25 protein-coding genes and 1 pseudogene are annotated in these 25,298 nt (G+C 42.8%); 6 read left to right on the top strand and 20 right to left on the bottom strand.

The features are described from left to right. Positions 1-119: 119 nt before the first annotated feature. From AAEZ02_RS13390 to AAEZ02_RS13365, 6 genes and pseudogenes are all read right to left on the bottom strand, one after another. Entirely contained in the window at positions 120-497 is a 378-nt protein-coding gene (locus tag AAEZ02_RS13390) for a hypothetical protein (protein ID WP_124012290.1), read from the bottom strand. A 4-nt stretch (positions 498-501) separates the two neighbouring features. Continuing rightward, positions 502-1,182 carry a hypothetical protein gene (locus AAEZ02_RS13385; RefSeq protein ID WP_351123554.1) on the bottom strand — a complete coding sequence of 227 codons (681 nt, stop codon included), beginning with the start codon at positions 1,180-1,182 and terminating at the stop codon, positions 502-504. A 24-nt stretch (positions 1,183-1,206) separates the two neighbouring features. Continuing rightward, complete coding sequence (locus AAEZ02_RS13380) at positions 1,207-1,632, bottom strand: hypothetical protein (RefSeq protein WP_351123551.1); 426 nt, start codon at positions 1,630-1,632, stop codon at positions 1,207-1,209. A gap of 149 nt (positions 1,633-1,781) precedes the next feature. Then, positions 1,782-2,240, bottom strand: a complete 459-nt coding sequence (locus AAEZ02_RS13375) for a hypothetical protein (RefSeq protein ID WP_124012292.1) — start codon at positions 2,238-2,240, stop codon at positions 1,782-1,784. A gap of 364 nt (positions 2,241-2,604) precedes the next feature. After that, positions 2,605-3,063 carry a GNAT family N-acetyltransferase gene (locus tag AAEZ02_RS13370; RefSeq protein ID WP_124012294.1) on the bottom strand — a complete coding sequence of 153 codons (459 nt, stop codon included), beginning with the start codon at positions 3,061-3,063 and terminating at the stop codon, positions 2,605-2,607. Positions 3,064-3,407: 344 nt separating this feature from the next. Then, positions 3,408-3,734 (bottom strand): annotated as a pseudogene (locus AAEZ02_RS13365) (transposase); the annotation flags it as partial. Between the two features lie 223 nt (positions 3,735-3,957). Here AAEZ02_RS13365 and AAEZ02_RS13360 point away from each other — a divergent pair. Continuing rightward, positions 3,958-4,296 carry a cytosolic protein gene (locus AAEZ02_RS13360; RefSeq protein WP_123776827.1) on the top strand — a complete coding sequence of 113 codons (339 nt, stop codon included), beginning with the start codon at positions 3,958-3,960 and terminating at the stop codon, positions 4,294-4,296. A 623-nt stretch (positions 4,297-4,919) separates the two neighbouring features. On the opposite strand, the gene AAEZ02_RS13355 is transcribed toward AAEZ02_RS13360, so the two are convergent. The 3 genes from AAEZ02_RS13355 to AAEZ02_RS13345 form a co-directional block, all read right to left on the bottom strand. Beyond that, entirely contained in the window at positions 4,920-5,753 is an 834-nt protein-coding gene (locus tag AAEZ02_RS13355; protein WP_124012296.1) for a sulfurtransferase, read from the bottom strand. Between the two features lie 37 nt (positions 5,754-5,790). Continuing rightward, entirely contained in the window at positions 5,791-6,213 is a 423-nt protein-coding gene (locus AAEZ02_RS13350; protein WP_124012297.1) for a VanZ family protein, read from the bottom strand. Positions 6,214-6,450: 237 nt separating this feature from the next. Beyond that, complete coding sequence (locus tag AAEZ02_RS13345; RefSeq protein WP_351123547.1) at positions 6,451-7,947, bottom strand: aldehyde dehydrogenase; 1,497 nt, start codon at positions 7,945-7,947, stop codon at positions 6,451-6,453. A 303-nt stretch (positions 7,948-8,250) separates the two neighbouring features. Here AAEZ02_RS13345 and aptA point away from each other — a divergent pair, with 303 nt between their 5' ends. From aptA to AAEZ02_RS13320, 5 genes are all read left to right on the top strand, one after another. Then, positions 8,251-9,603 carry an omega-aminotransferase AptA gene (gene aptA / locus AAEZ02_RS13340; RefSeq protein WP_124012299.1) on the top strand — a complete coding sequence of 451 codons (1,353 nt, stop codon included), beginning with the start codon at positions 8,251-8,253 and terminating at the stop codon, positions 9,601-9,603. A gap of 65 nt (positions 9,604-9,668) precedes the next feature. Next, entirely contained in the window at positions 9,669-11,168 is a 1,500-nt protein-coding gene (locus AAEZ02_RS13335; RefSeq protein ID WP_124012300.1) for a CoA-acylating methylmalonate-semialdehyde dehydrogenase, read from the top strand. A gap of 12 nt (positions 11,169-11,180) precedes the next feature. Continuing rightward, positions 11,181-11,555, top strand: a complete 375-nt coding sequence (locus AAEZ02_RS13330) for a cupin domain-containing protein (protein ID WP_124012670.1) — start codon at positions 11,181-11,183, stop codon at positions 11,553-11,555. Positions 11,556-11,667: 112 nt separating this feature from the next. Further along, positions 11,668-12,390 (top strand): TorF family putative porin, encoded by a 723-nt coding sequence (locus AAEZ02_RS13325; protein WP_351123544.1) that lies wholly within the window; start codon positions 11,668-11,670, stop codon positions 12,388-12,390. 889 nt (positions 12,391-13,279) lie between these two features. After that, the gene (locus AAEZ02_RS13320; RefSeq protein WP_101034451.1) at positions 13,280-13,624 is read left to right on the top strand and encodes a DUF3634 family protein; all 345 of its coding nucleotides are present in this window, start codon (positions 13,280-13,282) and stop codon (positions 13,622-13,624) included. Positions 13,625-13,836: 212 nt separating this feature from the next. On the opposite strand, the gene AAEZ02_RS13315 is transcribed toward AAEZ02_RS13320, so the two are convergent. The 11 genes from AAEZ02_RS13315 to phrB all read right to left on the bottom strand — a co-directional run bounded on the left by AAEZ02_RS13315 (position 13,837) and on the right by phrB (position 25,288). Further along, positions 13,837-14,388: a DUF3833 domain-containing protein gene (locus AAEZ02_RS13315; protein WP_101034450.1), complete on the bottom strand. Its 552-nt coding sequence runs from the start codon at positions 14,386-14,388 to the stop codon at positions 13,837-13,839. A gap of 56 nt (positions 14,389-14,444) precedes the next feature. Continuing rightward, a complete protein-coding gene (locus AAEZ02_RS13310) occupies positions 14,445-15,131 on the bottom strand; it encodes a chalcone isomerase family protein (RefSeq protein ID WP_124012302.1) in 687 nt (228 codons plus the stop codon). Then, positions 15,128-15,658, bottom strand: a complete 531-nt coding sequence (locus AAEZ02_RS13305) for a DUF2878 domain-containing protein (RefSeq protein ID WP_124012303.1) — start codon at positions 15,656-15,658, stop codon at positions 15,128-15,130. Before AAEZ02_RS13305 ends, AAEZ02_RS13310 begins: the two co-directional genes overlap by 4 nt. Positions 15,659-15,740: 82 nt before the next feature. Continuing rightward, on the bottom strand, positions 15,741-16,976 hold the full coding sequence (locus AAEZ02_RS13300; protein WP_101034447.1) for an SAM-dependent methyltransferase: 1,236 nt from the start codon (positions 16,974-16,976) through the stop codon (positions 15,741-15,743). A 164-nt stretch (positions 16,977-17,140) separates the two neighbouring features. Beyond that, positions 17,141-17,962 (bottom strand): DUF1365 domain-containing protein, encoded by an 822-nt coding sequence (locus AAEZ02_RS13295; protein WP_101034446.1) that lies wholly within the window; start codon positions 17,960-17,962, stop codon positions 17,141-17,143. After that, positions 17,959-19,227 carry an NAD(P)/FAD-dependent oxidoreductase gene (locus AAEZ02_RS13290; RefSeq protein ID WP_124012305.1) on the bottom strand — a complete coding sequence of 423 codons (1,269 nt, stop codon included), beginning with the start codon at positions 19,225-19,227 and terminating at the stop codon, positions 17,959-17,961. Before AAEZ02_RS13290 ends, AAEZ02_RS13295 begins: the two co-directional genes overlap by 4 nt. A gap of 86 nt (positions 19,228-19,313) precedes the next feature. Next, positions 19,314-20,063, bottom strand: a complete 750-nt coding sequence (locus tag AAEZ02_RS13285; RefSeq protein ID WP_124012306.1) for an SDR family NAD(P)-dependent oxidoreductase — start codon at positions 20,061-20,063, stop codon at positions 19,314-19,316. Then, positions 20,063-20,461, bottom strand: a complete 399-nt coding sequence (locus AAEZ02_RS13280) for a nuclear transport factor 2 family protein (RefSeq protein ID WP_232772238.1) — start codon at positions 20,459-20,461, stop codon at positions 20,063-20,065. The genes AAEZ02_RS13285 and AAEZ02_RS13280 overlap by 1 nt, the downstream gene beginning before the upstream one ends. Before the next feature lie 340 nt (positions 20,462-20,801). Next, entirely contained in the window at positions 20,802-22,211 is a 1,410-nt protein-coding gene (locus tag AAEZ02_RS13275; protein ID WP_124012307.1) for an ammonia-forming cytochrome c nitrite reductase subunit c552, read from the bottom strand. Between the two features lie 153 nt (positions 22,212-22,364). Continuing rightward, positions 22,365-23,576: an NnrS family protein gene (locus AAEZ02_RS13270; RefSeq protein WP_124012308.1), complete on the bottom strand. Its 1,212-nt coding sequence runs from the start codon at positions 23,574-23,576 to the stop codon at positions 22,365-22,367. 278 nt (positions 23,577-23,854) lie between these two features. After that, entirely contained in the window at positions 23,855-25,288 is a 1,434-nt protein-coding gene (gene phrB / locus AAEZ02_RS13265) for a deoxyribodipyrimidine photo-lyase (RefSeq protein ID WP_124012309.1), read from the bottom strand. Positions 25,289-25,298: the final 10 nt, after the last annotated feature.

The following is a 25,298-nucleotide window of genomic DNA, read 5'->3' as shown; positions in this document are numbered from 1 at the left end:
ACAGCGCGTTTTCTCGAGCTGTTATTTACATAATAAAGAGTCACTCTCGGTGTTCGGGCTTGTTCAACACTTGGGATAAGGACGCGGCTTCGCGCGGCCTATCCTTATTTGTTAAGCCTCTATTCACTGAAAATCCCAATATAATTGAGCAATACTAATAAAGCTCCAGACAGTCCAGTAGTTGTTAATACCCAATAAAACACAAAACCTAATACCTGATCAAATTTGGTTGTATTTTCATATAATACGGTTGCATTAGCATAAAAGAATGAAAATTTACTCTTTTCGATTTTCCGAGTCCAAGACCTTGGAAGAGAAAATGCTTGAGCTACATTAATAATATCCCAACCACTGGCATACTCGACACCGAGTAGACCTTTAGTTTTAGGGTTTTTCCTTAACTTCCGTACAGTGATTTGTCCAAAAGCAACATATAAGACACCGCTCACCATTGAGGCAGCGATCATTACTCCAACTAGCATTGTTATAGTATTCATTAATTTATAAACTTTTAATTAATGCATCATATGTATTACCTGCATTGTCTTTAATAATATTATTCATTCCTATTGATGCGGTCGCCGCCGCACCTGCAACAACCAAGCCACCCACTATTAAACCAATCCAACCAATAGGTGTCGCCACCATTAAAAATGTTAAGGCTCCCGCTCCTACATTGACTACGCCAATTCCTGTAGCTGCACTAGCAGCAAAGCTACTAGACTCAATAAACATTTCACGTTCCCAGTTACCACCTGCTTTATAGCTATTCTGAATATTACCTACACGACTACCAAAGTCGATAATGGTAAGACCATTACCTAAAACTTTTGCGTATTTAGTAAATTTAACAATCTTGTCAGCTTGAACAGGTGTCATTATGTCTAATTTAGCCATATTCCTACTACTTTTGGCGATATTTGCACCTCGGTCAAAATTAGTCAGTGGTGTACCGCGACTCGATTTAACTTGGCTTGTTACAACCTTAACTTCGTGTTTAAAGCTATTTTGCATTTTATCGAAAGCCATTTTGGCTTTTTGTTTAGCGGCTACTTTAAGAGGTGATTTACTTTTTGCTACTTGGCTATATTCAATTAAAGCAGATTGGTAGTTTTTAACTGAGCCAACAAACAGGGTAACCGCATGAGTGCTTGTTTTTTGAACGCTACGTTTAACCTGCAAACAAAAAACAAAAAATCATCCAAGCTATGAAGACTTTATGAACCATAATAATTCATTAAATAAACTAATTCTGTTCAAAAAACGTTCGCGATCTCGCCCTGAGCCAACAAAGCCTCCCATTCTATTTGCGTAGACACTGGTTGATGCGCCCATTAACCCCACATTATACTCTTGCAGTTGAGAGCTAATAGACGAAAGAGAAATCAGATTATCACCACCAAAAGATAAAGCTAAGCTCGTCAGGTTTTTTGTAATTGAAGGATTAGATAGTTTTGCTAATGATGCTTTACAAACAGCTGAATTACCATTTTTTAATAAATAAGGCGTATTAGCGATAATCATATCTGGGTTGGCACAAGTAAGAGATGAAGCCAACTCAATCCCAATGCCACACTCATTTTTAAATACACTTGCACTATAAGTGCGATTACATAATATTATTTCACTCATTTTCTTTTAAGTTCCTTTTAAAGTTTGAATTATACTCTAAACGTTGGTTTAGAGGTTTAACGCCCTGCTAATAAGTGAGCCATGTGCTGGCGGGCGATTTGCTCAGCAAATGGCATGACAGCCTTGGTGAATCTGAATTTAGCAGCTTGTTAAGTGGCATTTTCATTTTGCTCTGTGGATTTCCGGATCTCAGGTAATTGGTACTGTAGTATGCCAAAAATTACAATCAGCGGAATTATTGCAAGCCATAATAATCCATCGAGAAACCACAATGAGGTGAATAGGATTTGAATACATACATATGAGGTCAACTTGAGCCAAGATGGAAGTATGAGCATTTGGCCAATTGCTAGAAATGGTAAAGCAAAGAGCAAAGTACCAAACACTAGAAATGCAGGTTGAAAACCAAGAGCTTCTTTACCAAAAAAACCTTGATAGAAGTCATAGCCAAAAATTGTAACTATTGGAAATAGCGACAAAGCCAAATAGAGTGCGCTATGCCTTTCCTTAGCTATCAACTTCGAATGTTCATCATTTTTCTGCTGAAGAGTCTTCATGCCATCATTGCCATTTAACGTTTTAGTATTTATGCGTTGCGCTGTTTGCATGGCATAAATCGCTTGTTGGGCTTGGCCGATGCCGAGTCCAGGTTAATTGGTACGCTTTATGCTATAGGAATTTGCTTTTTTTGATGCTGGCTATGGGCTGTAGAGCAGTTCTGAACTGATTATGTGGCTTGTTTTGTACGTGTTTCATTGAAATTCCCTTGTCATTGTGGTGTTCCATCACATCTTTTTTAAGTCTAGCTGATTCAATACGAGTAATACAGTCAATTGAAGCTTGATTTGGCTCCGCGCAGCGGCTTCGTTCAACGCCTCACTAAGAGGCAAATAATAGTTGGTTAAAATAAGCGACGAAGGAGCAAAAACCAACTGTTATTTGTCCTTTTGAGTGACTTGTTAACTTCCGTATTCATGACTGTAACAACATTGTATGAAAAATTATACCGTCTGTATTTTGTTGAACCGAATCAAGGCGGAAACCGAAACGCTCATAAACAGGAATAGCCATAGTTGAAGACTTTACCCAGTAATTTCCATTACCTCCTTGAGCTATACAGATTTCATTTGCTGCTGACCACAATTGTTTAGCGATATTTAACTTTCTAGAAGTAGGGTCAACAAAAAGCTGACTTAACTTTTCTTTTTTGAAAATTGCTATTATTCCGACAATTTTGTATTCCTTGATAAAACATAACATCAAATAGTTTTTATTTTGGATGCGTGCTTTTATAGCTTTCAATTCAAGGCTTTCTTTAAAGTGTACAACACCTTCTTTATTAAAGTCAGAGTTGGTTTCTGGTTCAGCGGCGCTCAGGATTAGAGATCGAATTCCTACTGCATCATTAATTGTAGCTTTCCGTATACTCATTCTATCCCTAGGAAGTTAACGTTTTAGTATTTATGCGTTGCGCTGTTTGCAGGGCATAAATCGCTTGTTGGACTTGGCCGATGCCACATCCATATTAATCGGTATGCTTTATGCTATAGGAATTTGCTTTTTTACGGTAGTTGTTTTTTGTACAGCACTTCGGCTAATCGGTTGTTCTGATTACACCTTTTAAGGCAGGTTTTGAACTGTTTCATCTTTTTCTATCGTCCTGTTACTGTATTGCATAGCGATTTGCCTGCGTGATGATGTGTGCTGTCGTCCCAGCTAATTCTGTATTAACTAAGCACGCCGTTTCATGGTCCACATCACTCATTTTTGGGCATTTAGCCCGACAGCCTCAGTGCGGCTTCGCGCTCGACTATTTTTAATAGCGAGATGAGTCCCATAAACTGTAACCGCCCCGTTTCACATTGCGGGCAACACCAATGCCCTAACGGCTCTATCACCTTTTCTTTCTTGGGGGCTTTCATTGCCAGTTGTGAGCGGATTTGGCTTAACTTTTTACATCGACAACTGTTGGCTAAAAAACCAAAATGCCTTATCCGCATCACGCCTTTTGGCAGCACATGCAATAGGTAACGCCGGATGAACTCTTCGGGAACCATTTGCATGATTTTGCGTTGATTATCCCGATAATCGGTGTAACGCATATCGATTGAACTGGAGGGATCTAGTAAATGATCAATAGCATAAGTAATGGCTGGTGAGCATCCCACCAAATAGTAGTGTTATTGTTCTAAATGATAATGGGGCAAAGACGTGTTTCAAGGTGGCCTAGTGAATGACCGTAAATTGCACAGAATCACTAAATCTCTACTACGTTCTGCCCCTGATAATGTTAAAATCTCCGCATCAGAATTACCGAGAAACTCAATGTTTATCCATCATGTTAACGGCATCGACTGGCTAGTGATCACAGCTTTTGAAGAACTGAAAACTATGTTTATCGAAGAAGCCGGTACGATACCCTCTTGCTTCTCTACCGCCAGCGAATTGAACCTGGTTGATCAAGCAAAGCGAACTTATAGATATTTGCCTACTCTCAGCGGCGTAATCACCGATATCGGCACATATCAAAGACAGGGTAACGAAGAAGATTTGAACCCACAGCTTGCCTGCTTAGTTGAGGGACGTGGTCGGGTATTTATCTATCACGGCGGCTTTGTAGCTTTTGTGGATGACGAGCAAACCTTTATTACCCGAATAGACTGAAAATTATTCAGTAAGTTGAAATTGGCGAATTGGCATCCCTAGCAAGGAATGGGGCATAAATGATTTGCCTACCTTGCTTGCAATTGGCGTGATTCAACTCTGAACTTGAGGCCGTTGAAGACTCTTTACCAAAGAATGCGTGAGCTGTTCCATAGCTTCAGGCTCAATAAAAATTGAGGCCGTTGAAGAAAATAGCGTGAGTCCAGACATGGATGTCTGGCTAGCTTTCGAGGGGAAGGGACGCCCCATCGGAAGCGTTAGCATTTTCGAATAAGACCGAGGCAAGATTCAAATGAGGTTAAAAGCTGGATCTGACCCCATGGCGACCTTTTCGCTGTTTGAAAATGTTGCGGGGCGGCTGGGAGTTCCAAGAGGGAACAGCCGTTGGTTTCCTCTTGGTCTGGTGTGGGTGAAGCGCCACGACGTTAGTGGCCGTAGGCCATAATCTAATAGCCCGTGCAGGGTGGAACCTTGCGATCTTAATCTGGTGTGAGTGAAACGCCACGACGTTAGTGGCCGCAGGCCATAATCTAATAGCCCGTGCAGGGTGGAACCTTGCGATCTTAAGCGTTAGTGGCCGCAGGCCATAAAACAAAAAATACCGACCAATTATTCAATTTGCCCTACTCTATTGGAAGCGCAGCATCCCCGCCCCATTCCGCCCATGAACCATCATAAAGCACCGCTTGATGATGCCCTGCGGCATAGGACGCCAAAATCAAAATACAGGCTGTGATCCCAGAACCGCAACTGAACACCCGTTGAGCATTATGGCTAGTATCTAAAGCCGCAAAAATGGTTTGCAACTCACGGGGTGATTTCATTTTAAACCGACTTAAAACCTGAGCAAACGGCAAACTCAGCGAGCTGGGAATGTGACCACTGCGCATACCAACACGGGGCTCTGGTGAAGTGCCATTAAAACGCCCTGCTGCGCGAGCATCAATAATATCAACTTTGGCATGACCAAGATGGGTTAACACAAACTCAGTGTCACATACCTTGTGTTGCTGCAAACGGCCTTTGATATCGCCAGAATGAGTAGCAGAGGCAAACTGGCGCACAGTATCCCGCCCTTCTACTTGCCATTGCGGTAAGCCACCGTCAAGCACAAATACCTTATCAAAGCCCATCGATTTAAAGGTCCACCACGCACGCGGCGCAGAATAAATACCTTGATTGTCGTATATTACCACTGTGCTGTTATGGTTTATCCCTAACGTTTGCACAGCATCGGTAAATTGCACTGCTGTTGGCATAGCATGGGTTTGCGAAGCACGATGATCAAAAAGTAGCTTGTCAATTTGGCAAGATAGCGCACCAGGAATAACATAAAGCTCATCGTATACCAATGGCTCTTTACCCAATACCACTTCCATACTGGCATCAAGTAACACAAGTTCTGGGTATTCTAGGTGTTGCGCTAACCAATCGGTAGTCACTAAAGGAAAATTCACATTAAACCTCTCTTACAATTGATGGCAAATATTGATGTTAACTTAAGCGAGTCTGATGGCGATGATTGTCCAAATAGCGCTGAGTTAACCCACTTAAATAACTAAATAAAATAATACCTACAGCATCGGCAACTAAATCGATGATGTCTAATGTTCTTGACGGGATAAAACCCTGACTGATTTCTTCACTCAAGACGAATATCGACACTAACACAGCGCCGTAATAAAGCGGAAGGCGCCCGATACAAAAATGACGACTGAGTAAGGCTAAATTGACAACATACGTTAATAGACCGAATAACAACATGTGGCCGACTTTATCGCCGTAGGGGACATGTTTTATTAAGTCGAAAAACACACTGTGACCGCCCGTGTTGGCGAGGTAAATAATCCACAAAATAAAACTAAAAAAACCACCAGCAACAATAATAGCCAAACGAGAGAAGCTCTTATGGGTCATCTGCATTCATCCGTGTATGAAATGTTGATGTAAATAATGCTTTTGAGTCTACCGCAATAGCTAATATTTTAGCGTTAATTTTGCTTAACCTGCGCTCGATTTAAGGCGTCAGCAATAGGGAAGTACTTGTTAAACAAAACCGGAGTATTTGCTCTGAATTATCCCGCCCGATGATGAGCAATAAAAAAGCCCTTTATCACTAAAGGGCTTGATATCAATCACCATAAAAAATCCCAGTTATAGGACTATCCAAGTGGCTTTGATTTCGGTGTACTTATCAAACGCATGTAATGACTTATCACGGCCATTACCCGACTGTTTGTATCCGCCAAACGGCGCGGTCATATCGCCGCCATCATAATGATTAATCCACACCATGCCGCTGCGGAGTGCTTTGGCCGTTTTGTGAGCTTTGCTTAAGTTTGATGTCCACACTCCAGCCGCTAAACCATACACAGTATCGTTGGCAATTTTGATGGCTTGTTCCATGCCATCAAACTCAATAACCGATAATACCGGGCCAAAAATCTCTTCACTGGCAATGGTCATGTCATTGTTAACATTACTAAAAATGGTCGGTTGCACATACATACCGCCGGTTTCAGCCATCACTTGCTGTCCGCCTTCGACTAAGGTGGCACCTTGCTCACTGCCACTTTTAATGTAGTTCAATACATTGGTCAGCTGCTGTTGATCGACCATTGCACCGCAAGTGGTTTTAGGATCAAGTGGGTGACCAGGCTGCCAGCCTTGCATTTGTTCGGCTATGAGCTTAATCAATTCATCTTTTACGCCCGACTCCACTAATAAGCGTGAGCCCGCAGTACACACTTCACCTTGGTTAAAAGCAATGGCAGTAGCCGCCGCTTCAGCTACCGCTTTTAGATCTGGTGCATCATTAAACACAATATTAGGGCTCTTGCCTCCGGCTTCTAGCCACACGCGTTTCATGTTCGACTCGCCTGCGTAAATCATTAACTGTTTGGCAATTTTAGTTGAGCCAGTAAAGACTAAAGTATCAACATCCATGTGCAGAGCTAACGCTTTACCGACAGTGTGGCCATAGCCGGGTAATACGTTCAACACCCCCGCGGGCATACCTGCTTCAATCGCTAATTGCGCCATACGAATAGCGGTAAGCGGTGATTTCTCGGAGGGTTTCAAAATAACGCTATTGCCGGTGGCGAGCGAAGGCCCAAGCTTCCAGCATGCCATAATCATCGGGAAATTCCATGGCACAATGGCGGCGACTACGCCTACTGGCTCACGGGTGATCATGCCTATCTCATTATGAGCAGTTGGAGCGATTTCATCATAAATTTTATCTATCGCTTCACCGTACCAGCGTATGGCGCGGGCGGCACCGACCACATCAACACCTTTGGAATATTGAATTGGCTTACCCATATCGAGGGTTTCAAGTAACGCCAACTCATCGGCATTGGCTTCAAGTAAATCGGCAAACTTAATCATCACTTGCTTACGCTTAACGGGCGGTAACATTGACCAAGTACCCGCTTCAAACACTTCACGCGCATTCGCCACCGCAAGGTTAGCATCGGCTATATCACAACTAGCCACTTTGGCTAATACTTGGCCATCAATAGGACTGATACAGTCAAATGTGTCACCCGAAGAGGCACCTTGATATTGTCCATTAATGAAGGCTTGCCCGGTAATTGTCAGACTCGCTGCTAGTGCTTCCCAATCGCGACGGCTTGTTGGAGTACTCATTGTGACCTCGAAATAATAAATGGATTGATACGCACCCATTAGGTAGATGCCAAACACAAGATTTGTGTCGCATAAAAGCAACTATCGACACAATAATATTAGTGAATATTGTCACCAGATTATGCTGAACAGCAAGATATTTTCAATATATTTTACAAAAATAGCTCATTTAGTATAAATAAATGCACAAAACACTTTAACGTTCATTATTTTTGACATAGCATAGCAAATATTAACCACTCATAATTTAACCAATGTGAGATGGATCTCCCATAATTGTAGCGATCAATATAGAGTCAATTTATGAGCCAATATCAGCGAAACAATAGCGGCGATTCATCGCAAATGTGGCCCAACATGGAACATTTTTGGATGCCTTTTACCGCTAATAAGCAATTCAAGGCCAATCCAAGATTATTAGTATCAGCCCAAGGCATGTATTACACCGATATCGATGGTAATAAAATACTCGATGCGACAGCTGGATTATGGTGTTGCAATGCCGGACATGGCCGCCAAGAGATTTCCCAAGCGGTAAGCCAGCAGATCAGTCAAATGGATTATGCGCCGTCGTTTCAAATGGGTCATCCGCTCGCATTTGAATTAGCCCATAAACTCTGTCAATTAAGTCCAGATGGATTGGATAAGGTGTTTTTTACCAATTCAGGTTCAGAATCGGTTGATACCGCCCTAAAGATGGCACTTTGTTATCATCGCGCTAATGGCCAAGCAACACGAACTCGGTTTATCGGCCGTGAGCTTGGCTATCATGGCGTGGGGTTTGGTGGTATATCCGTCGGTGGCATTAGCAATAATCGCAAAACCTTCAGCCAGCAATTACTCCAAGGCATTGATCATCTACCTCATACCCTCGACATTGCCAATAATGCCTTTAGCCACGGTTTGCCTCCACATGGCTTAGATAAAGCCGAAGTGCTTGAACAACTGATTACCTTACACGGCGCCGAAAATATTGCCGCTGTGATCGTCGAGCCCATGTCGGGATCGGCAGGGGTCATTTTACCGCCAGAAGGTTACCTAAAGCGCCTACGTGAAATCACTCAAAAGCACGGTATTTTGCTTATTTTTGATGAAGTGATCACCGGATTTGGCCGTCTTGGTGCCGCTTTTGCTAGTGAACGTTGGCAAGTCACCCCAGACATGATCACCACTGCCAAAGCCATTAATAATGGTGCTATTCCAATGGGCGCAGTGTTTGTCAGTAATACCATTCACGACACTTGTATGCATGGCCCTGATGAATTAATTGAGTTTTTCCATGGTTACACCTATTCAGGCCATCCGGTGGCGGCGGCTTCAGCACTGGCAACCTTATCGATATATGAAGATGAAAAATTATTTGAGCGCGCTAAAGGTCTTGAGTCTTATTTTGAGCAAGCGGTTCACAGCCTTAAAGGACTAGCCAACGTAATTGATATTCGTAATACCGGTTTAGTTGCCGGTATTCAACTGGCGCCGAGCGATAAAGGCGTGGGTAAACGAGGTTATGCCATTTTTGATCACTGCTTTAGACATGGCGCGTTGGTGCGGGCAACCGCTGACATTATCGCATTATCGCCGCCACTGATTGTCGAGAAGTCACAAATCGACGACATGGTTAATCACATTAGCGATGCAATTAACGCTGTTGGTTAATGTTTTTGAATACACTTTTTTAATACACTTTTTGAATACATATTTGGCTTAAAAGGATCCTGTTCATGCTTAACATCACTCATTTTGTCGATGGACAACACACGCCAGCCAGTCAGCGCAATCAAAGGATCTATGATCCCGCAACCGGTGAAGCCCGTGGCCAAGTATCATTGGCGAGTCACGATGAAGTCAGCTTGGCGATAGCTGCTGCCAAAAATGCCTATCAAACTTGGTCGCAAGTCACGCCACTGAATCGTGCCCGGGTATTATTCAAATTTAAAGCCTTAGTCGAACAACATGTTGATGAATTGGCCAAACTTATTACCCTTGAGCATGGCAAAGTGCTAGACGATGCCAAAGGTGAAATCACTCGAGGACTCGAAGTGGTTGAGTTTGCTTGCGGTATTCCACATTTACTCAAAGGCGAACACACTCAACAAGTCGGTGGCGGCGTTGATTCATGGTCAGTCAACCAATCTTTGGGGGTTGTCGCAGGCATTTCGCCGTTTAACTTTCCGGTCATGGTACCGATGTGGATGTTCCCCATCGCCATAGCCTGCGGTAATGCTTTTATCATGAAACCGTCTGAAAAAGACCCTAGTGCAGTGATGTTCCTTGCCCAATTACTTAAGCAAGCGGGTTTGCCTAATGGCATATTTAATGTCATCAACGGCGATAAAGAAGCGGTTGATGCCTTACTGACCCACCCCGATGTACACGCCATCAGTTTTGTTGGCTCAACTCCGATTGCCGAATACATTTACACCACAGCCTCTGCTCACGGTAAACGGGTGCAAGCATTGGGTGGGGCTAAAAATCACATGCTATTAATGCCAGATGCTGACTTAGACCAAGCCGTGAATGCGTTAATGGGTGCGGCATATGGGAGTGCAGGTGAACGTTGTATGGCCATTTCAGTGGTATTGGCCGTAGGCGATGTCGGCGACAAATTAGTCACTGCATTATTACCGCAAATTAGTGCCTTAAAGGTGGGCAGTGGTATTACCCCAGAAATGGACATGGGACCGTTAATTTCAGCTCAGCACTTAGCCAAAGTACGCGACTATGTTGAAGCTGGCGTGAATGAAGGCGCGACCTTAGTGGTTGATGGCCGCGATATTAGTATTAGCGATCACCAGCAAGGTTACTTTTTAGGGGCGTGCTTATTTGATCATGTCACGCCAACGATGAGCATTTACCAACAAGAAATTTTTGGTCCTGTGTTAGCTATCGTCCGAGTCGATAACTATGCCGATGGGTTGGCACTGATCAACCAACACGAATTTGGCAATGGTACAGCTATTTTTACTCAAAGCGGCCAAGTTGCACGCCACTTTTGTCACCATGTTGAAGTGGGCATGGTCGGCGTTAATGTGCCGATCCCAGTACCGATGGCATTTCATAGCTTTGGCGGTTGGAAACGATCGCTATTTGGACCGCTACACATGCATGGTCCAGATGGAGTGCGTTTTTATACTAAGCGAAAAGCCATTACCGCCCGCTGGCCACAAGCAAAAATCGACAATAACGAACCTTCGGCTTTTATTATGCCGACGATGAAATAAATGAAACCAACGATGAAGCATATTAACGATATTACGCTTTTTAGTAGCCAATCAACTGCGGTTGAGTCGTATCATTTAACTGATGAAAAACGGCTTACTGGCGATCCACTGCAGTCAGTGCAAAACCATTTTCAAAGCCCGTGCAAGCAGTTTAATGTTGGCATTTGGCAAAGTGAACCAGGCAGTTGGAATATCAATTATAGCGAATATGAGTATTGCGATATTCTCGAAGGCTGCAGCATTATCACCGACAGTCGAGGCAAAAGCTTAACCGTCAATGTAGGTGATAAATTTGTTATTCCTGCTGGGTTTTCCGGTACATGGGAGGTAGTCAATCACTGTATAAAAATCTACGTTATGTTTGAACAACAGCTTGAGCAAACATAGTGTTTAACCGCCATGCGGTACAGACAAGGCCCTTGCGGTTTTGACTCTGATAAGTGGCATACGCAGTAGCTGGAGACCAGCGGCTGCATTTTATGTAAATGGAGATAATATCGTGTCGAACACATTAAAAAGAACGCGAATTGCACTGTTAAGCGGATTAACGTTATCAGCTACCCTACTGGCTCCGTTAGCTACGGCAGAAGTGTCTGGTGCGGTTACTGTAACCAACGATTATCGTTTCCGTGGTGTATCACAAACAGCCGGTGACCCAGCGCTACAAGCCAATATTGATTGGAGCCATGAAAGCGGCTTTTTTGTTGGTGCTTGGGGCTGTAATGTCGACTTTGATGAGCCCGGATATAACGGCCCAGACATAGAAGTAGACCTGTACGCGGGCTACTACGGCGAGATTAACGACAACACCAGTTATGACTTAACCTTGTACCGTTATAACTACCCAGGAGAAAGCGATTTAGACTATTTAGAAGTCAGCGCAGGTATTGATTTTAGTGGTTTTAGAGCCGCCTATTGGTTTACCAATGACTATGGTGGCAGCGATCTTGATCTACATTACACCGAAATCAATTACGGCTGGGAGTTTACTGAAAACTGGAGCCTAGATGTGCATTATGGCTACAACTTTGGTGACGCGATTGATGACGGTGAAGGCTTTGATAGCTACTCAGACTACTCTGTTGGAGTATCAACTGAAGTCGCCGGCTTTGGCATCTCGGTTGCCTATCTAGACACCGACATTAATGGTGATTACGAAGTGAGCTCTGGGCTATATAAAAACTCAGGCACCTTATTGGCGAGCGTCAGTTACGCGTTCTAAGTCACTATGTGTTAATAAGTGATGCTAATCAGTGTAAATCTGAGCTAATGATGATGAATAATGTTTGTCGCTCAGTATTAACAACAAAAACCGCCATGGGGCGGTTTTTTTATTACTTAACCTCAACCCTGGATAAGAGAGGGAATGAATCGATGGGTTAAGGGGTAGAATAAATGGATAAAACTAAACTTACTTGGTGGTTAACGCTATTAGTGGTTGCCCTTGCCGCTTGCGTTTTCACGACTTACCAACCTAGTAGGACGGACCTACGCCCTGCTATAGTGCGCTTCGCTGCTAGGACGGACTGCGCCCTGCTATAGTGCGCTTCGCTGCTAGGACGGACTTCGTCCTGCTATAGTGCGCTTCGCTGCTAGGGCGGACTTCGTCCTGCTATAGTGCGCTTCGCTGCTAGGACGGACTTCGTCCTGCTATAGTGCGCTTCGCTGCTAGGACGGACTGCGTCCTGCTATAGTGCGCTTCGCTGCTAGGACGGACTTCGTCCTGCTAGGGACAGCTTCGCTGTTAAGATTTTATAGCATCTAGCTGCGTAGCATCCTAGCAGCGCAGCGCTCTAGGCTTGTTGATTCTAGATTTTAGCTTGTATGTCATCGTTCGTCATCGCTCGTCACCGCTTGTCATCTCAGGGATAGGGATAGAAATAGCTTGCTTCTCGGCTTACCTTTCGGGAGACAATACGAGCATGTTGAAGTGGCTTGGGTATCACACTTAAAAGACAAAAGCGTGCTGCATTTCTAAATGATCTATTATTGATAGAACATAACTTCGATCTTGCGCATAGATTTCAACAAAATAGCGTTGCATCCATGACGTACGAGAGTATCTTATTGTTATAGCAACCGTATAACTAAACGGCACAAAGGAGCAAACTATGGCTGATAACATTATTAAAATACTGGTCATTGCAGTATTATTTTTTCTGGCCTATAAACTAATTTTTAGTGGTAGCCGTGGATTAACACTTTTTGAAATGCATTTTAAAGATGGCAAGCTCAATAAGCATAAAGGCAAAATACCGGAGAAGTTTGAACGTGATTGTCGTGCAATAGCTAAATCTAATAAACTGACTTGCACTGTCAGAGCAGAAAAGTCTGGTGACGTGCGTTTGCATGTGTCGGCCAATATTGGCGATAACTTAGTCCAGCAAATTCGTAACCAGTTTCCATTTGAATATTACGACAAGAAACAGTCAGACGCGTCTAAACTTAAAGGTTAATACAAGTTGTTGGCGGACATAAAAAATGGACTCTATTGAGTCCATTTTTTATGTCCGTAGAGGCGTTAGAATACCTTGTTTTAGATTAGCCTTGTGTGGCCTGTTATTGCTTAGCAACTCATATAGCTATATGAGTCAGCTATATGAGTTAACTTTTTGCTTTAGTCTGTTACTTAATATTTTTGCTTAATCTTGTTAGTGAGCCTTGTTAATTAGTCTTCTTGCTTAGAGATGACCAAGGTCACTTGAGCGACAGTAATACCAAACTTGATAATGTCGCTTTTGTTAATAATGGTTTGGTTATCAACTAGAAACATCCAATCATCAAAGTGCACTTGATACTCACTACCATCGACGGCTAATTGCATATCATAACGCCAGCGTAATGCGCTGCCGCGCGACTCCCCTTGGGCAATGCCTAATATATCATTGGCTGTACCCTGATAAACCCCATTACCTTTATCAATAATTTTCCACACACGGGTTTGCTTTTCACCATCATCGTAAATAAACCATTCGTTAATCACTCCTTGCTTACCTTCAGGAGAATCAGTCCAGTTTGCTTCCATAGTGACAGTAAATTTGCGGGTTACCTTGCCCGAAAAGTCTTGTACTATCCCTGCTGCTGTTAACTTACCATCAAAAAACGTGGCTAAATCTAACCGGGGGGTGGTGTTTTGATAATCTTCAATCGATGCAGATGAGCATGACATGACGCCTAAAAGTAATCCTGTGTATAAACATACATAAGCTAACTTTTTCATCAACCCTCGTGCAAAAATATGACCTCTGTGGTGCATAGAGAATAGGATGGTGGGCATTAGTTGGCTCCAATTAATTGTTTGCGTAATTTAGGGTGGCTGGTTTTTTCCGACAACCAAATGTCGAGAAATGCTTCAGGAAATTGCGCATTACTCACTTGATAATAAGGCGTGTCATTGAGTAAAAATGCAGCGTCATTAGGATTGTTGACCCTAAAGGTAAGTCTGTCGCCCTGTTTAACATCAGGCCATGCTCGCACTAATTGCTGGCTTAGCAGGCTGATGTCGTCTTCGGTTAACCCAAGGTGTTGCCATTGTTCGATAGTGGCATCAACTAAATCAGGGGCTTTGATATCACGGTGATATTGAATATCGAGGATCATTGGGAATCGATTGGCTTGGTAGTTGCCATCAAGAGAAAACAGCTTGGCAGTGTAGATATCGAACCATAATAAGCTCATGTCGGCAGAACCCACTTGAATCAATGTCGTATTTGTTATGCTGGCTTTATTTGTGGTCTTGGCGCTATTGGTTATATTGGCTGCATCGGTTGTATTGGCTGGTTGCATCGACAATGTCGAACCAATGTCGCTATTATTGGCAGCAGCATGGTTAATACTAATCGCGATGATCACTACTAATACTAATGCCCCTCCCGCACCAAATAACAATTCACTCAACCAATGAGTTAATGGTTGCAGCCCTTTGTCTTGCTGCAGCTTGTCGGTGCTCAGTAAGGTTTTCATTGATTGTTCTCCAAGACCATATTCGCTGGTGCGATACGTTTACTCACCCAAATCAATACGGGAAATAAGCCACTCCAGATCAATGCCAATATCAGTGCACTCTTTTCATAACCCAAAGGCAACACCACAGCATCAAATTTAGCGCCCGTCAGATAACTTAAACAGCCAAACACGCCACCGAGTATTGATTGTAACCATAGTGGTAAGGTTTTAAAAAAAGCTAAGCTGTAATCTAAACTGAGAGCAAAATAGCACCACAATACCGCCAACCAATAAGGGATTATGTTGAATTCAAACACGCCAAACCATACTAATAAGCTGTCAACGACTATCCCAATTGCACCACAAACACCCATTAACAGAGCATCATGACGAGCAGAATTGGATAATAAAAAATGACCGATGATCAGTAAAATTGACAGTATGATAAGTTGGTTTTGGGCTATCACACCCGACCACCACACCAACTGAAAACACACGGCGTTAATCAGGATAAATAATGTTGAGGGCAAAGCGTAAGTAGGCATAATATATCACCCAAATAGGAGGATACGACCCGGTAAGCCGTTACCGGGGATGTAAATCACTAAGGGCAATAAAACGCAATTATCAAGGGCGATATAGCGGTCTAACCGCGACCAAGTGAACTGTACTTGTAGTACGTTCTAAAAAGCCACCTTCGCAATAGCTTAGATAAAACTTCCACATCCGAATGAAATCGTCACCGTAATTTAACGCTTTTATTTTATCGTAAGCGGCATCAAAGTTTTCATGCCAATGCTTTAATGTGCGGGCATAATCTCTACCCATGTCGTCAATTGACCAGGTAACCATGTCAGTTTTCTTGGCAATGTGTCGGGTCATTTCGCTGACCGAGGGTAAACAGCCACCAGGAAAGATGTAGCGCTGAATAAAGTCGACACTCTTGCGATAACTGTCATAACGTTGATCGGCAATGGTAATAGCTTGGATCAGCATTCGCCCTTCAGGCTTAAGTAAATGCTGTAGCTTTTCAAAAAACCCGCCTAAATATTCGTGACCCACAGCTTCGATCATTTCAATAGAGACAATGCGATCATATTCGCCAGTCAATAAGCGGTAATCTTGTTTGAGTAAGGTGATCTTATCTTCAAGGCCTAGTTGCTTAACTCGTTCAACAGCGAACTCATATTGCGCATCGGAAATAGTGGTGGTGGTAACATTTACGCCATAGTGTTTTGCAGCATAAATAGCTAATGCCCCCCAACCGGTACCAACCTCAAGTAATGTTTGACCTGGCGATAAGTCTAGGCGTTCACAGATGGTTTGCAACTTATGTAATTGCGCTTCATTTAGATTGCTATCATCGTTCGGATAAAGTGCACTTGAATACATCATTTCCGGGTCAAGAAACTGTTTATACATGTCATTACCTAAATCGTAATGAGCCAGAATATTGCGCTTTGAACCTTGTTCAGAATTACGATTAAACACATGCTTAATCCGGTTAACACTATTACTCAACCATGAAAAATAGCGTTCAATATTGTCTAACAAGGCTAAGTTTTTAGCAAAAATTTGCACCACTTTGGTTAAATCTGGACTGCTCCAGTGACCTTGAATATAAGCTTCACCGGCACCAATTGAGCCACCAAACACCACTTGACGATAAAAGTTAGCATGCTTGACTTGCATGGTGGCGTGAACGTTGCTGTTAACGTTACCAAACTCAGACGTTTGGTTGCCGTCAACAATAGTTAAATGCCCTTCAGCAAGATGGGCTAATGCGCGAAGTAAAATTTTCCTTGCAAGACTGTCAGATAGACTCGCTTGAGTCATGCTACTTTCCGTCGCCATATTTTCCATGTCATCTCTCCAGTTCGTACACTGTATTATTCGCTTTATTGGCGTCATTACAGCTTAGTACGTGGTAACCATCCATTTGGTTTACATTTTGCTATTCACATTTTGCAAGAGTGAGGGGCCGATTGTTGTTTGCTGGTAAAATTCATCTCGATAGGTCAACAGGCCTAACTCACCTTAATAGTTTGTTTGCCGACAAATGGGATCCGTTTAATAAATAACTTCATTGCTTGCCAATAAATACCTAACATAATTTTGCTGGTCATTAATGGATAACTCAACATAAATTGACGCATGGAACTCGAAGTAATTGGTTGGCGTTTTAACACTAAACTGGCATCAAATAATTTATCATTATTAGCATTTCGATTTTCAATGATCACTTTTAAATGCTTGGCTGGCGGCGTAATACGCCACAGATAATGCATCTCTAAATTCATAAACGGCGACACAGGAAATACTTTGTCGGTTTGAATAGTATGGGCAATATCGACCAGATAACAATGGCGCTCATTCCAAGGAGTATTACTCACCTCAGCAAGCATATAAACCATGTCATTTTGATGATAGCAAAAGTAAAAGTTGACCGGACTAAAGTAAAAACCACAGTGGCGTATTTGTCCAGAAAATATAATTTTATCGCATACTTGTGTGGCCCCAAGATGCTTAATGGTTGCTAACACGCGCAGCTTCAAGGCCATAGCATCATTGCCATGACAGGCTTGGTTCAAGACAAGCTTGTCACCAAATTGCTTATCGAGGGCATTGAGGTAATCACTGGGATTAAATTTAAGCGGGGTAAATTTGTCTGTTGAAAACAACTTACTGACCGCCGTTAATGCAGGCAGTTCATCTAAATCAATCGCCATCATCGCAATATTATAACCAAAATGATGCAACTTAGGCGTATGACGGCGATGGTTTATATTGCCGCAATAAATGCCACTGTTTAATTGATCATGTTCCATTACCGATGTGGTTTGATTCATAAACTAATCCCAAACAGATCACATACTTCAACCGCGCTACGAACGCCGTCCTCATGAAATCCATTATGCCAATAAGCTCCGGCAAAGTAAGTATTATGTTTACCATTAATAAGCGACTTTTTCGCTTGAGACTTCATGCTAGCATCATTAAAAACTGGGTGAGCATAATTAAACTTGCGCAAAATTTTACTGTCGTCAATTAATGCAGTTTGATTTAAGGTGACACAGAATGTGGGTGCACTGGCAGGCAAGCACTGCAAAATATTCATATTATAGGTCACACTGGCTGGACGCTGGGCAACATCTTGCGGGTTATTGCCATCCAAACGATAGTTCCAGCTTGCCCACGCCGCTTTGCGCTTAGGCAACAAATTAATGTCAGTGTGCAGTACCACTTCATTATTTTGATATTCCATCGCAGCTAACACGTCTATTTCGTCTTCAGTAGCATCGGTTAACATGGCTAATGCTTGATCGCTGTGACAACTTAACACCACATCATCAAAGCGCTGCCATTCGCCTTTAGCAACTTGAACATACACACCATCATCGGCGCGTTTAATACCGGTAACTGGAGAATTTAGCTGGATGCGATCTTTGAAAGGCGCGGTTAAGGCGGGGATATAACTGCGCGATCCACCTTCAAGCACATACCATTGCGGTCGATCATTAATATTTAATAAACCATGGTGTTGGAAAAATCGAATAAAAAATCGCAGAGAAAAACCACGCATGTCATCAATACTGGCAGACCAAATAGCCGCGCCCATAGGCAGAATGTAATGCTCACAGAAAAAGGCAGAAAAACCTTGTTCATTAAGGTACTCACCTAATGAAGCGGTAGGGTATTTGTCGGCCTCATAAATCACTTTACAACCATTGTTAAAACGAACAATTTCGCCCAAAAATCGATAAAAACTCGGACGGAGTAAATTACGACGCTGGGCAAATAAGCTCCACAAATTATTGCCATTATATTCAAGCCCGGTGAGTGCATTATTAACACTAAAACTCATTTCTGTAGGGAGAGACTTAATCTCAAGCTGCGCCATTAATTTTTCAAAACGCGGATAGGTACGGTCATTAAACACAATAAAACCAGAATCAATGGCGTATTGCTGCCCAGCCACTTCCACATCTACTGTAGCGGTATGTCCGCCAATATAATCATTGGCCTCAAACACAGTTACCGTGTGTTCACGGCTTAATAGATGGGCGCAGGTTAAACCGGAAATTCCAGAACCAATCACGGCGATATTTTTCATTAAGTTAATCCTTGACCTAATAATTATTATTGTTACTTTTATTGTTACTTTTATTGTTAATTTTATTGTTAATTGAGTTGTTCCAGCTATTTGGGCGCCAAAAAATACACTAATAATTTTTCTGGTAATAAAGAGGCTAATTTAAGTAACCAAGTAAATTTAGTTGGAAAATGGATCTCACGTCGTTGACGCTGCATGCCATTAAAAATTTCAGTCGCAGCTTGCTCGGCACTGATTTGCATTGGCATGGCAAAGTCATTTTTGGCGGTTAACGGGGTTTTAACAAAGCCTGGGCAAATGACACTCACCCCAATACCATGCTGAGCAAGGTCAACCCGTAAACTACGACCTAAATAACCAATAGCCGCTTTAGATGCACCATAGGCTTCGGCACGCGGAAATGGTAAATAAGTGGCACTTGAACTCATTAATCCAAGTTGTGCACCACGACTCAGTAAAGGCAAAAAATGCTCAAGGCAATAACCCATCGCCACCACATTGGTATTGATCACTCGGGAAAATAGTGCCGAGTCAAAATGTAATGGATCGTCAATGTATTCACAACTTCCGGCATTTAGAATGATATGGTGCAACTTCCAGCCGTTATCTTTTAGCAGTTGTTGCAAGTGAAGAGATGCCGCAGACACTTGTCCAATGTCAGTGATATCAAATACCAAAGGGGTTGCAGATGAAATTTTCGCCAAGTTTTGTTCGTTGCGACCACAGGCAATTACCGCAAAACCTTCACGGATATAGTGCTGAGCTAAAGCAAGACCAATGCCTGAGCTGGCACCGGTGATCAGTACTGCAAGCTGTTTGTCATTGGTGTTAGTCATTACTTGCCCGCCCTATTTTTGAGTAATCCAATTAAGCCACCTAAAAATGGCACTTGCTCATAGAGCATTTGGCCTACATCAAAGTAATCTCGGTGGGCAAAAATTTTATCGCTAAACCTAAGCTGTGACATGCCTTCGACATTGATACTCTGCCCTTTGTTTAACTTAGGGTGCGAGTAGGTCATGGTCCAATATAATCCAGCTTGTTGCTGATTAGCACTGATAACCACTTCTTTAATATCAAATTCAATGTGGGTGACATTTTGGTACATGTTAGCAAAATAACGCGTTAGTGGTGCAATGCCTTCCACTTTATGGAGCGGATCTTGAAAGCGAATATCGTCACGATACACTTGCGCTAACATTGATAAGTTATCTTTATTAAGCTTTTGATACATATCTATAAATGCATCAATAATAGCAGGATGACCATTAATGGACGCTGAGCTATCCGGATTTAATGGTTCTGATTGAGTATCAACTATCGACGGTGCGCCTTGCATTTACCAACTCCTATTACGTGACCCAGAAAACTCACGGAACATACTTATAAGAATGCCTTATATGACAACAAGATAAAAGTATTTATTGGCCGTGAAGTAAATAAAAACTAACTGGGAATTAATACGAGATAGCGCAGGAAGTAGATCACCGTTTTACACCAGTCACAAAGCAAAACGCCTAAGCAGGGCTTAGGCGTTAATAAAGTCAGTAATTGGGGTGCTTTTATTCAGAAGCTTAGTAACCTTTTTTAGCTACCGGCTGCCAGTACTTATCAACTTCTTGTTTAATAAAAGCTTGCTTGGCTTTAATGGCGTCGGCTTCAATAAAGCCAATAGCAGCATGGGCTTTTTCTTTGGTACTGTAATCTGGATACTCAACCTCAGTAACGGATAATTGACTCAAAATGCGGGCTAATGCTTCACGTGCATAAGTAACCTGTTCAGTCGATTTATCCAGTAGTTCAATGCCTTCTTTAGGATTATGAGCGTACATTCCATGTGATGCTGTCGCAAAATCCCAACGCCATTGTGAATGACGTATAGCCATAATCGCATCATTCATTTGCGGCCATGTGGCCCCCGCATCCCATGCCGCTTTAGCTTCATAATGTGCTTTAATCAGTAATGACTCTACATTTCGTGATTTAGCATCAATATTAGCCTTGGTTTTATCAAGCTTTTTGGTGATGGCCGCTTCACTACTATGACAACTTGCACAACTACGATCAAAATTGTCTAATGCGCCACCAACCTTATGGTCAGTAAATGTAGCGCCTTTTTCATCGGTCGCAGGCGGCATATGACAGGTTATACAGGTCACGCCTTGCTTAGCGTGAACCGAACGACTCCAATGCTCAAACTCTGGATGACGCGCTTTTAATATTGGGGTTTTAGAAATGGGGTGGATCCATTCATAAAAGCGGCGAGTGTCATAATACTTTTCAATTGCATCGGCAGTGCTGCCGAAAATCCATGGAATATTAACTTTGTTATTATTTTCAGGCTGGAAATAATAACTCACATGACATTGACCACAAACCTGTGCCCCTTGCATGCTACGGTCTTGTTGATCAAACGGTAATTTAATTTTAGCCATCGCATTTTGAGCATGAGGGCGAGGCAATGCCAGTTCAGCGCTGCCATCAACATGACAATCGCTGCAATAGACAACAGATTTGATTTCACGGCCTAAATCGACAAAATTGGCACCTGAAAAACCTTGAATACCCATTTCTTTGATCAATCTTGGTGCATCGGGTGTTTTACAGGTCCAGCAACTGGCAGATAAGCCTTTGTCACCTTCAGCTATTGCAACACCAGTGCGCAAAGTATGTGTCACGTCAGCCACAGCAAATTGATGACCACGAGGGCTATGGTATTCTTTGGCAAATGACGAACCCGCCCACAAAATGATATTGGCAGGATATTGCGCCAATATATCGTCTCGTTCGGTTTGTTCTTCTGTCGCTTGCCAAGAATCATATTGTTGTGGAAATTTAAGTTGATTGGGATCCACTTCAGCACTTTTAAGCGACCAAGATGTCAGACTCAGCAGCGCGAGTGCGGAAATAACGATGCTTAACCCTACCTTACTTCGCATCGGCCGCGTTGCTTTCATTACCACGTCGACAAGTTGAACCATCATATTGCTAACCTTTCTCTGTTAATCGCTTAATTAAAATTACTAGATAGAACCGTAAGTCTGTAACATTACGTTTATTAACGGCTTTAGTTAACTGCTTTAGTTAACGTTTACCAAATTCGTTGCTTGGATAAATTTATTTAAATTGCGCTCAAACTAGCCTGGACGACCATCAAGACGCGGACGCATTAAAATTGGCGCATAAAACCACACAAACGAACCAAAACCAATAAACCAACACGCGCCTGCAGCCCACAACCAGACTTGGGTATATTCAGGCATCAATAGCGGCATTCCTGCACGTAACACGGCAGCGAGAGGCACAGATAAAAATGCCAACGTCATGTTTGGGCCTTGGTATATATTACGACTCGTGTGCCCGAGAGAAACCCGTGAAATCATTGATAAACACAATGATGCAATTCCACCAATGGCAAACAGATGTAGCAAGGTGCGATAGGCATATTCGTTGTCGATATTGATTGCCATTAATAACAGTGTCAGCGGCAACGATAAATAAGAAATATGTAACGACCACAACATCGGTTCTTTTAAGGTTTTATGGGCTTGCCAGCGAGCAACTCGAAGTAAATGTAATATGCCCGCAACAGCAAGCAGTATCTGTTCAACACCCTTAGGCAACCAATGGCTTATCGCTTGAACAAACAGTAAACCCATTACAAATATTAACGTATTCTCTAGCGCATTAATGGGATCGGGCTTGGGTTGTTTAATTTTCATTGCGGTAAAAAATGGGATCACCCGTCCACCCACTATGGTGATCACCATCGCGAACCACCAAATCATCCCTTGCCATAACTGAGTCGATAACGAAAAATCACGTTCCGACAACGCATAATAACTGGCTAAATTCACCAGCAATGCAACGATGAGCATGATGGGAAAACCAATATTGCGCCATTGTTTGACTGGATAAATACAGCGCCATAATGCATAAGCGCTCAAACCTAAAAATAAGCTGTCAAATATTGCCGGTAATACCAACGGAATGTTCATCGGTAATAGCAACATCAAGCGAGCAATGAGCCAACAGCCAAACGTAACCATTAATGCGCGACCCGTGATGGTGGGTTGATTGGTCCACGCTTGCACTGCCGTGAGCAGAAAACCACACACTATGGCCATCGCAAAGCCAAATAACATTTCATGAGGATGCCACCATAGCGGCACCACATTTGTCCAAAACTCAGTGCTAAATAAACTATATTGTGGTGTGAACCAACCCATTAGCCAAAGCGGAATGTATAAGGCTGCGAGAATTGCGCCGCCAAGAAAAAACGGCCTAAAGCCCAAACGCCATATTGCAGGCGTGTTATCAATTTTAGCGGGATCATCAATATTCAGCATAAGCAGTACACTCACTTAGTGGGTTAACATCAACAAGATTTAAACATGTATAATATATGAATCTTTAATTGCGCTATTCTATGCTGTTAATCGATCGGCTTCAATCAATACTCACATATTCGCTATTGAGCCAAGCTCATAGTGTGATCTAACGCAAAAAAAAACCGCTATTATCCTAAAAGATAATAGCGGCCTTACCGTGATTTTGCTGATGTATCGAATCAAGGCAGTCAAACTAAGTTAACTGAACAATTGGTCTTGGTTGTTAATAAAAAGGCTTAACCACGCTTTAGCGCACTTAACACCTCTATCGCCCGAAGTCGCGCCATCTTGTGTTCGACAATAGGCTCTGGGTATCGGTCATCTTGTCGTTGTGCAAACAGATCATTAACATTAATAGATTTAGGTTGATGAATATCAGCCAAAGACCAACCTGATACCTCACTAACATAACGCTTTATAAAACTGGCATCTGGATCAAATTTGCTGCTTTGAGTCATCGGATTAAACACTCGAAAATAAGGTTGCGCATCGCAGCCTGTGCCTGCAGACCACTGCCAGCCGCCATTGTTAGCGGCTAAATCACCATCAATCAGTTTTTGCCTAAAATAACGTTCGCCCCAACGCCAATCGATCAATAAATGCTTGGTTAAAAAACTGGCTACTACCATACGCAAGCGATTATGCATCCAGCCCGTTTGGTTTAGTTGGCGCATGGCTGCGTCTACAATCGGGTAGCCCGTTTGCCCGTCACACCAGGCAGTAAACTCATCAGGATTATTGCGCCACGCAATCGCCTTACCCAGTTCATTAAAGTTATGGTTCATGGATAAACGTGGAAATGCCACCAGCAAATGATGATAAAATTCACGCCAAATCAGTTCATTGAGCCATGTTTTAGCAAGGCAAGTATCATCCACTAACGCTTGGGGGTAACGCGCTAAAATTGCCGCTACACATTGACGCGAACTCATTACTCCGATGGCTAAAAAGGGTGATAAGCGGCTAGTACCTTCTAGGGCAGGAAAATCTCTTTCGGCTTGATAATCTTCTACTTGGCTTGCTAAAAATTGATCCAGTATTCGCTTTGCAACGCCCTCTCCTGCAGCCCATTGATCGCTGCTGTGTGTTGGGCAATTAAATTCGATAGCCGCTGGCAATGCCAGCGCTGCAGCAACAGGTGCTGGCGCGGCTAAAGGCACTATCGCTTTTTGACTGGCAATACTTTTCCATTTTTTAGCAAATGGGGTAAACACCTTGTACATATCACCGGACAAATTTTGCACTTGTCCGGCTGCAAATACGCAGTCTTGATCGATTAACGTCAGTGGCAACCCCTGGCCAATTAATGCGCTATCACGGCGACGTTCGTTAATTTCCGGCTCGTTACCAGCGAAAACAGCATCAATATTATGTTGTTGTAAGTAATCATTTAAAGCGGTCTGGGTATCGCTAAACCACTCAAGATGCAGCACATCCAATGATATGCCTAAGGCAGCAAGCGACTGTGCTAATAGATTGACATGACGCTGGATAAAATCAATTTGTATTGGCGCCACATCATGCTGCGCCCATTGCGACGGAGTAACAATATACACAGCCCGAACCTTGCCTTGATGTTGTTGGGCAAATTGACACGCTGCCACAAGGGCTGGATTATCGCCAACCCGCAAGTCTTGCCTAAACCACATTAAGCTATTTACGTTACTCATATTACCGGCA

The organism is Shewanella sp. T24-MNA-CIBAN-0130 (assembly GCF_040310185.1).
Lineage (GTDB): Bacteria > Pseudomonadota > Gammaproteobacteria > Enterobacterales > Shewanellaceae > Shewanella > Shewanella psychromarinicola.
This window is presented reverse-complemented; position numbering and strand designations above follow the sequence as displayed.

Excerpts from the sequence above, each read along its gene's own strand:
- AAEZ02_RS13320 (WP_101034451.1), top strand. The coding sequence starts at position 13,280 with ATGGCTGATAACATTATTAAAATACTGGTCATTGCAGTATTATTTTTT.
- AAEZ02_RS13300 (WP_101034447.1), bottom strand. The coding sequence starts at position 16,976 with ATGGAAAATATGGCGACGGAAAGTAGCATGACTCAAGCGAGTCTATCT.
- AAEZ02_RS13350 (WP_124012297.1), bottom strand. The coding sequence starts at position 6,213 with ATGACCCATAAGAGCTTCTCTCGTTTGGCTATTATTGTTGCTGGTGGT.
- AAEZ02_RS13275 (WP_124012307.1), bottom strand. The coding sequence starts at position 22,211 with ATGATGGTTCAACTTGTCGACGTGGTAATGAAAGCAACGCGGCCGATG.
- AAEZ02_RS13290 (WP_124012305.1), bottom strand. The coding sequence starts at position 19,227 with ATGAAAAATATCGCCGTGATTGGTTCTGGAATTTCCGGTTTAACCTGC.
- AAEZ02_RS13315 (WP_101034450.1), bottom strand. The coding sequence starts at position 14,388 with ATGAAAAAGTTAGCTTATGTATGTTTATACACAGGATTACTTTTAGGC.
- AAEZ02_RS13390 (WP_124012290.1), bottom strand. The coding sequence starts at position 497 with ATGAATACTATAACAATGCTAGTTGGAGTAATGATCGCTGCCTCAATG.
- AAEZ02_RS13310 (WP_124012302.1), bottom strand. The coding sequence starts at position 15,131 with ATGAAAACCTTACTGAGCACCGACAAGCTGCAGCAAGACAAAGGGCTG.
- AAEZ02_RS13380 (WP_351123551.1), bottom strand. The coding sequence starts at position 1,632 with ATGAGTGAAATAATATTATGTAATCGCACTTATAGTGCAAGTGTATTT.
- AAEZ02_RS13335 (WP_124012300.1), top strand. The coding sequence starts at position 9,669 with ATGCTTAACATCACTCATTTTGTCGATGGACAACACACGCCAGCCAGT.
- AAEZ02_RS13370 (WP_124012294.1), bottom strand. The coding sequence starts at position 3,063 with ATGAGTATACGGAAAGCTACAATTAATGATGCAGTAGGAATTCGATCT.
- AAEZ02_RS13295 (WP_101034446.1), bottom strand. The coding sequence starts at position 17,962 with ATGAATCAAACCACATCGGTAATGGAACATGATCAATTAAACAGTGGC.
- AAEZ02_RS13280 (WP_232772238.1), bottom strand. The coding sequence starts at position 20,461 with ATGTATCAAAAGCTTAATAAAGATAACTTATCAATGTTAGCGCAAGTG.
- phrB (WP_124012309.1), bottom strand. The coding sequence starts at position 25,288 with ATGAGTAACGTAAATAGCTTAATGTGGTTTAGGCAAGACTTGCGGGTT.
- AAEZ02_RS13285 (WP_124012306.1), bottom strand. The coding sequence starts at position 20,063 with ATGACTAACACCAATGACAAACAGCTTGCAGTACTGATCACCGGTGCC.
- AAEZ02_RS13345 (WP_351123547.1), bottom strand. The coding sequence starts at position 7,947 with ATGAGTACTCCAACAAGCCGTCGCGATTGGGAAGCACTAGCAGCGAGT.
- AAEZ02_RS13360 (WP_123776827.1), top strand. The coding sequence starts at position 3,958 with ATGTTTATCCATCATGTTAACGGCATCGACTGGCTAGTGATCACAGCT.
- AAEZ02_RS13305 (WP_124012303.1), bottom strand. The coding sequence starts at position 15,658 with ATGCCTACTTACGCTTTGCCCTCAACATTATTTATCCTGATTAACGCC.
- AAEZ02_RS13270 (WP_124012308.1), bottom strand. The coding sequence starts at position 23,576 with ATGCTGAATATTGATGATCCCGCTAAAATTGATAACACGCCTGCAATA.
- AAEZ02_RS13375 (WP_124012292.1), bottom strand. The coding sequence starts at position 2,240 with ATGCAAACAGCGCAACGCATAAATACTAAAACGTTAAATGGCAATGAT.
- aptA (WP_124012299.1), top strand. The coding sequence starts at position 8,251 with ATGAGCCAATATCAGCGAAACAATAGCGGCGATTCATCGCAAATGTGG.
- AAEZ02_RS13330 (WP_124012670.1), top strand. The coding sequence starts at position 11,181 with ATGAAGCATATTAACGATATTACGCTTTTTAGTAGCCAATCAACTGCG.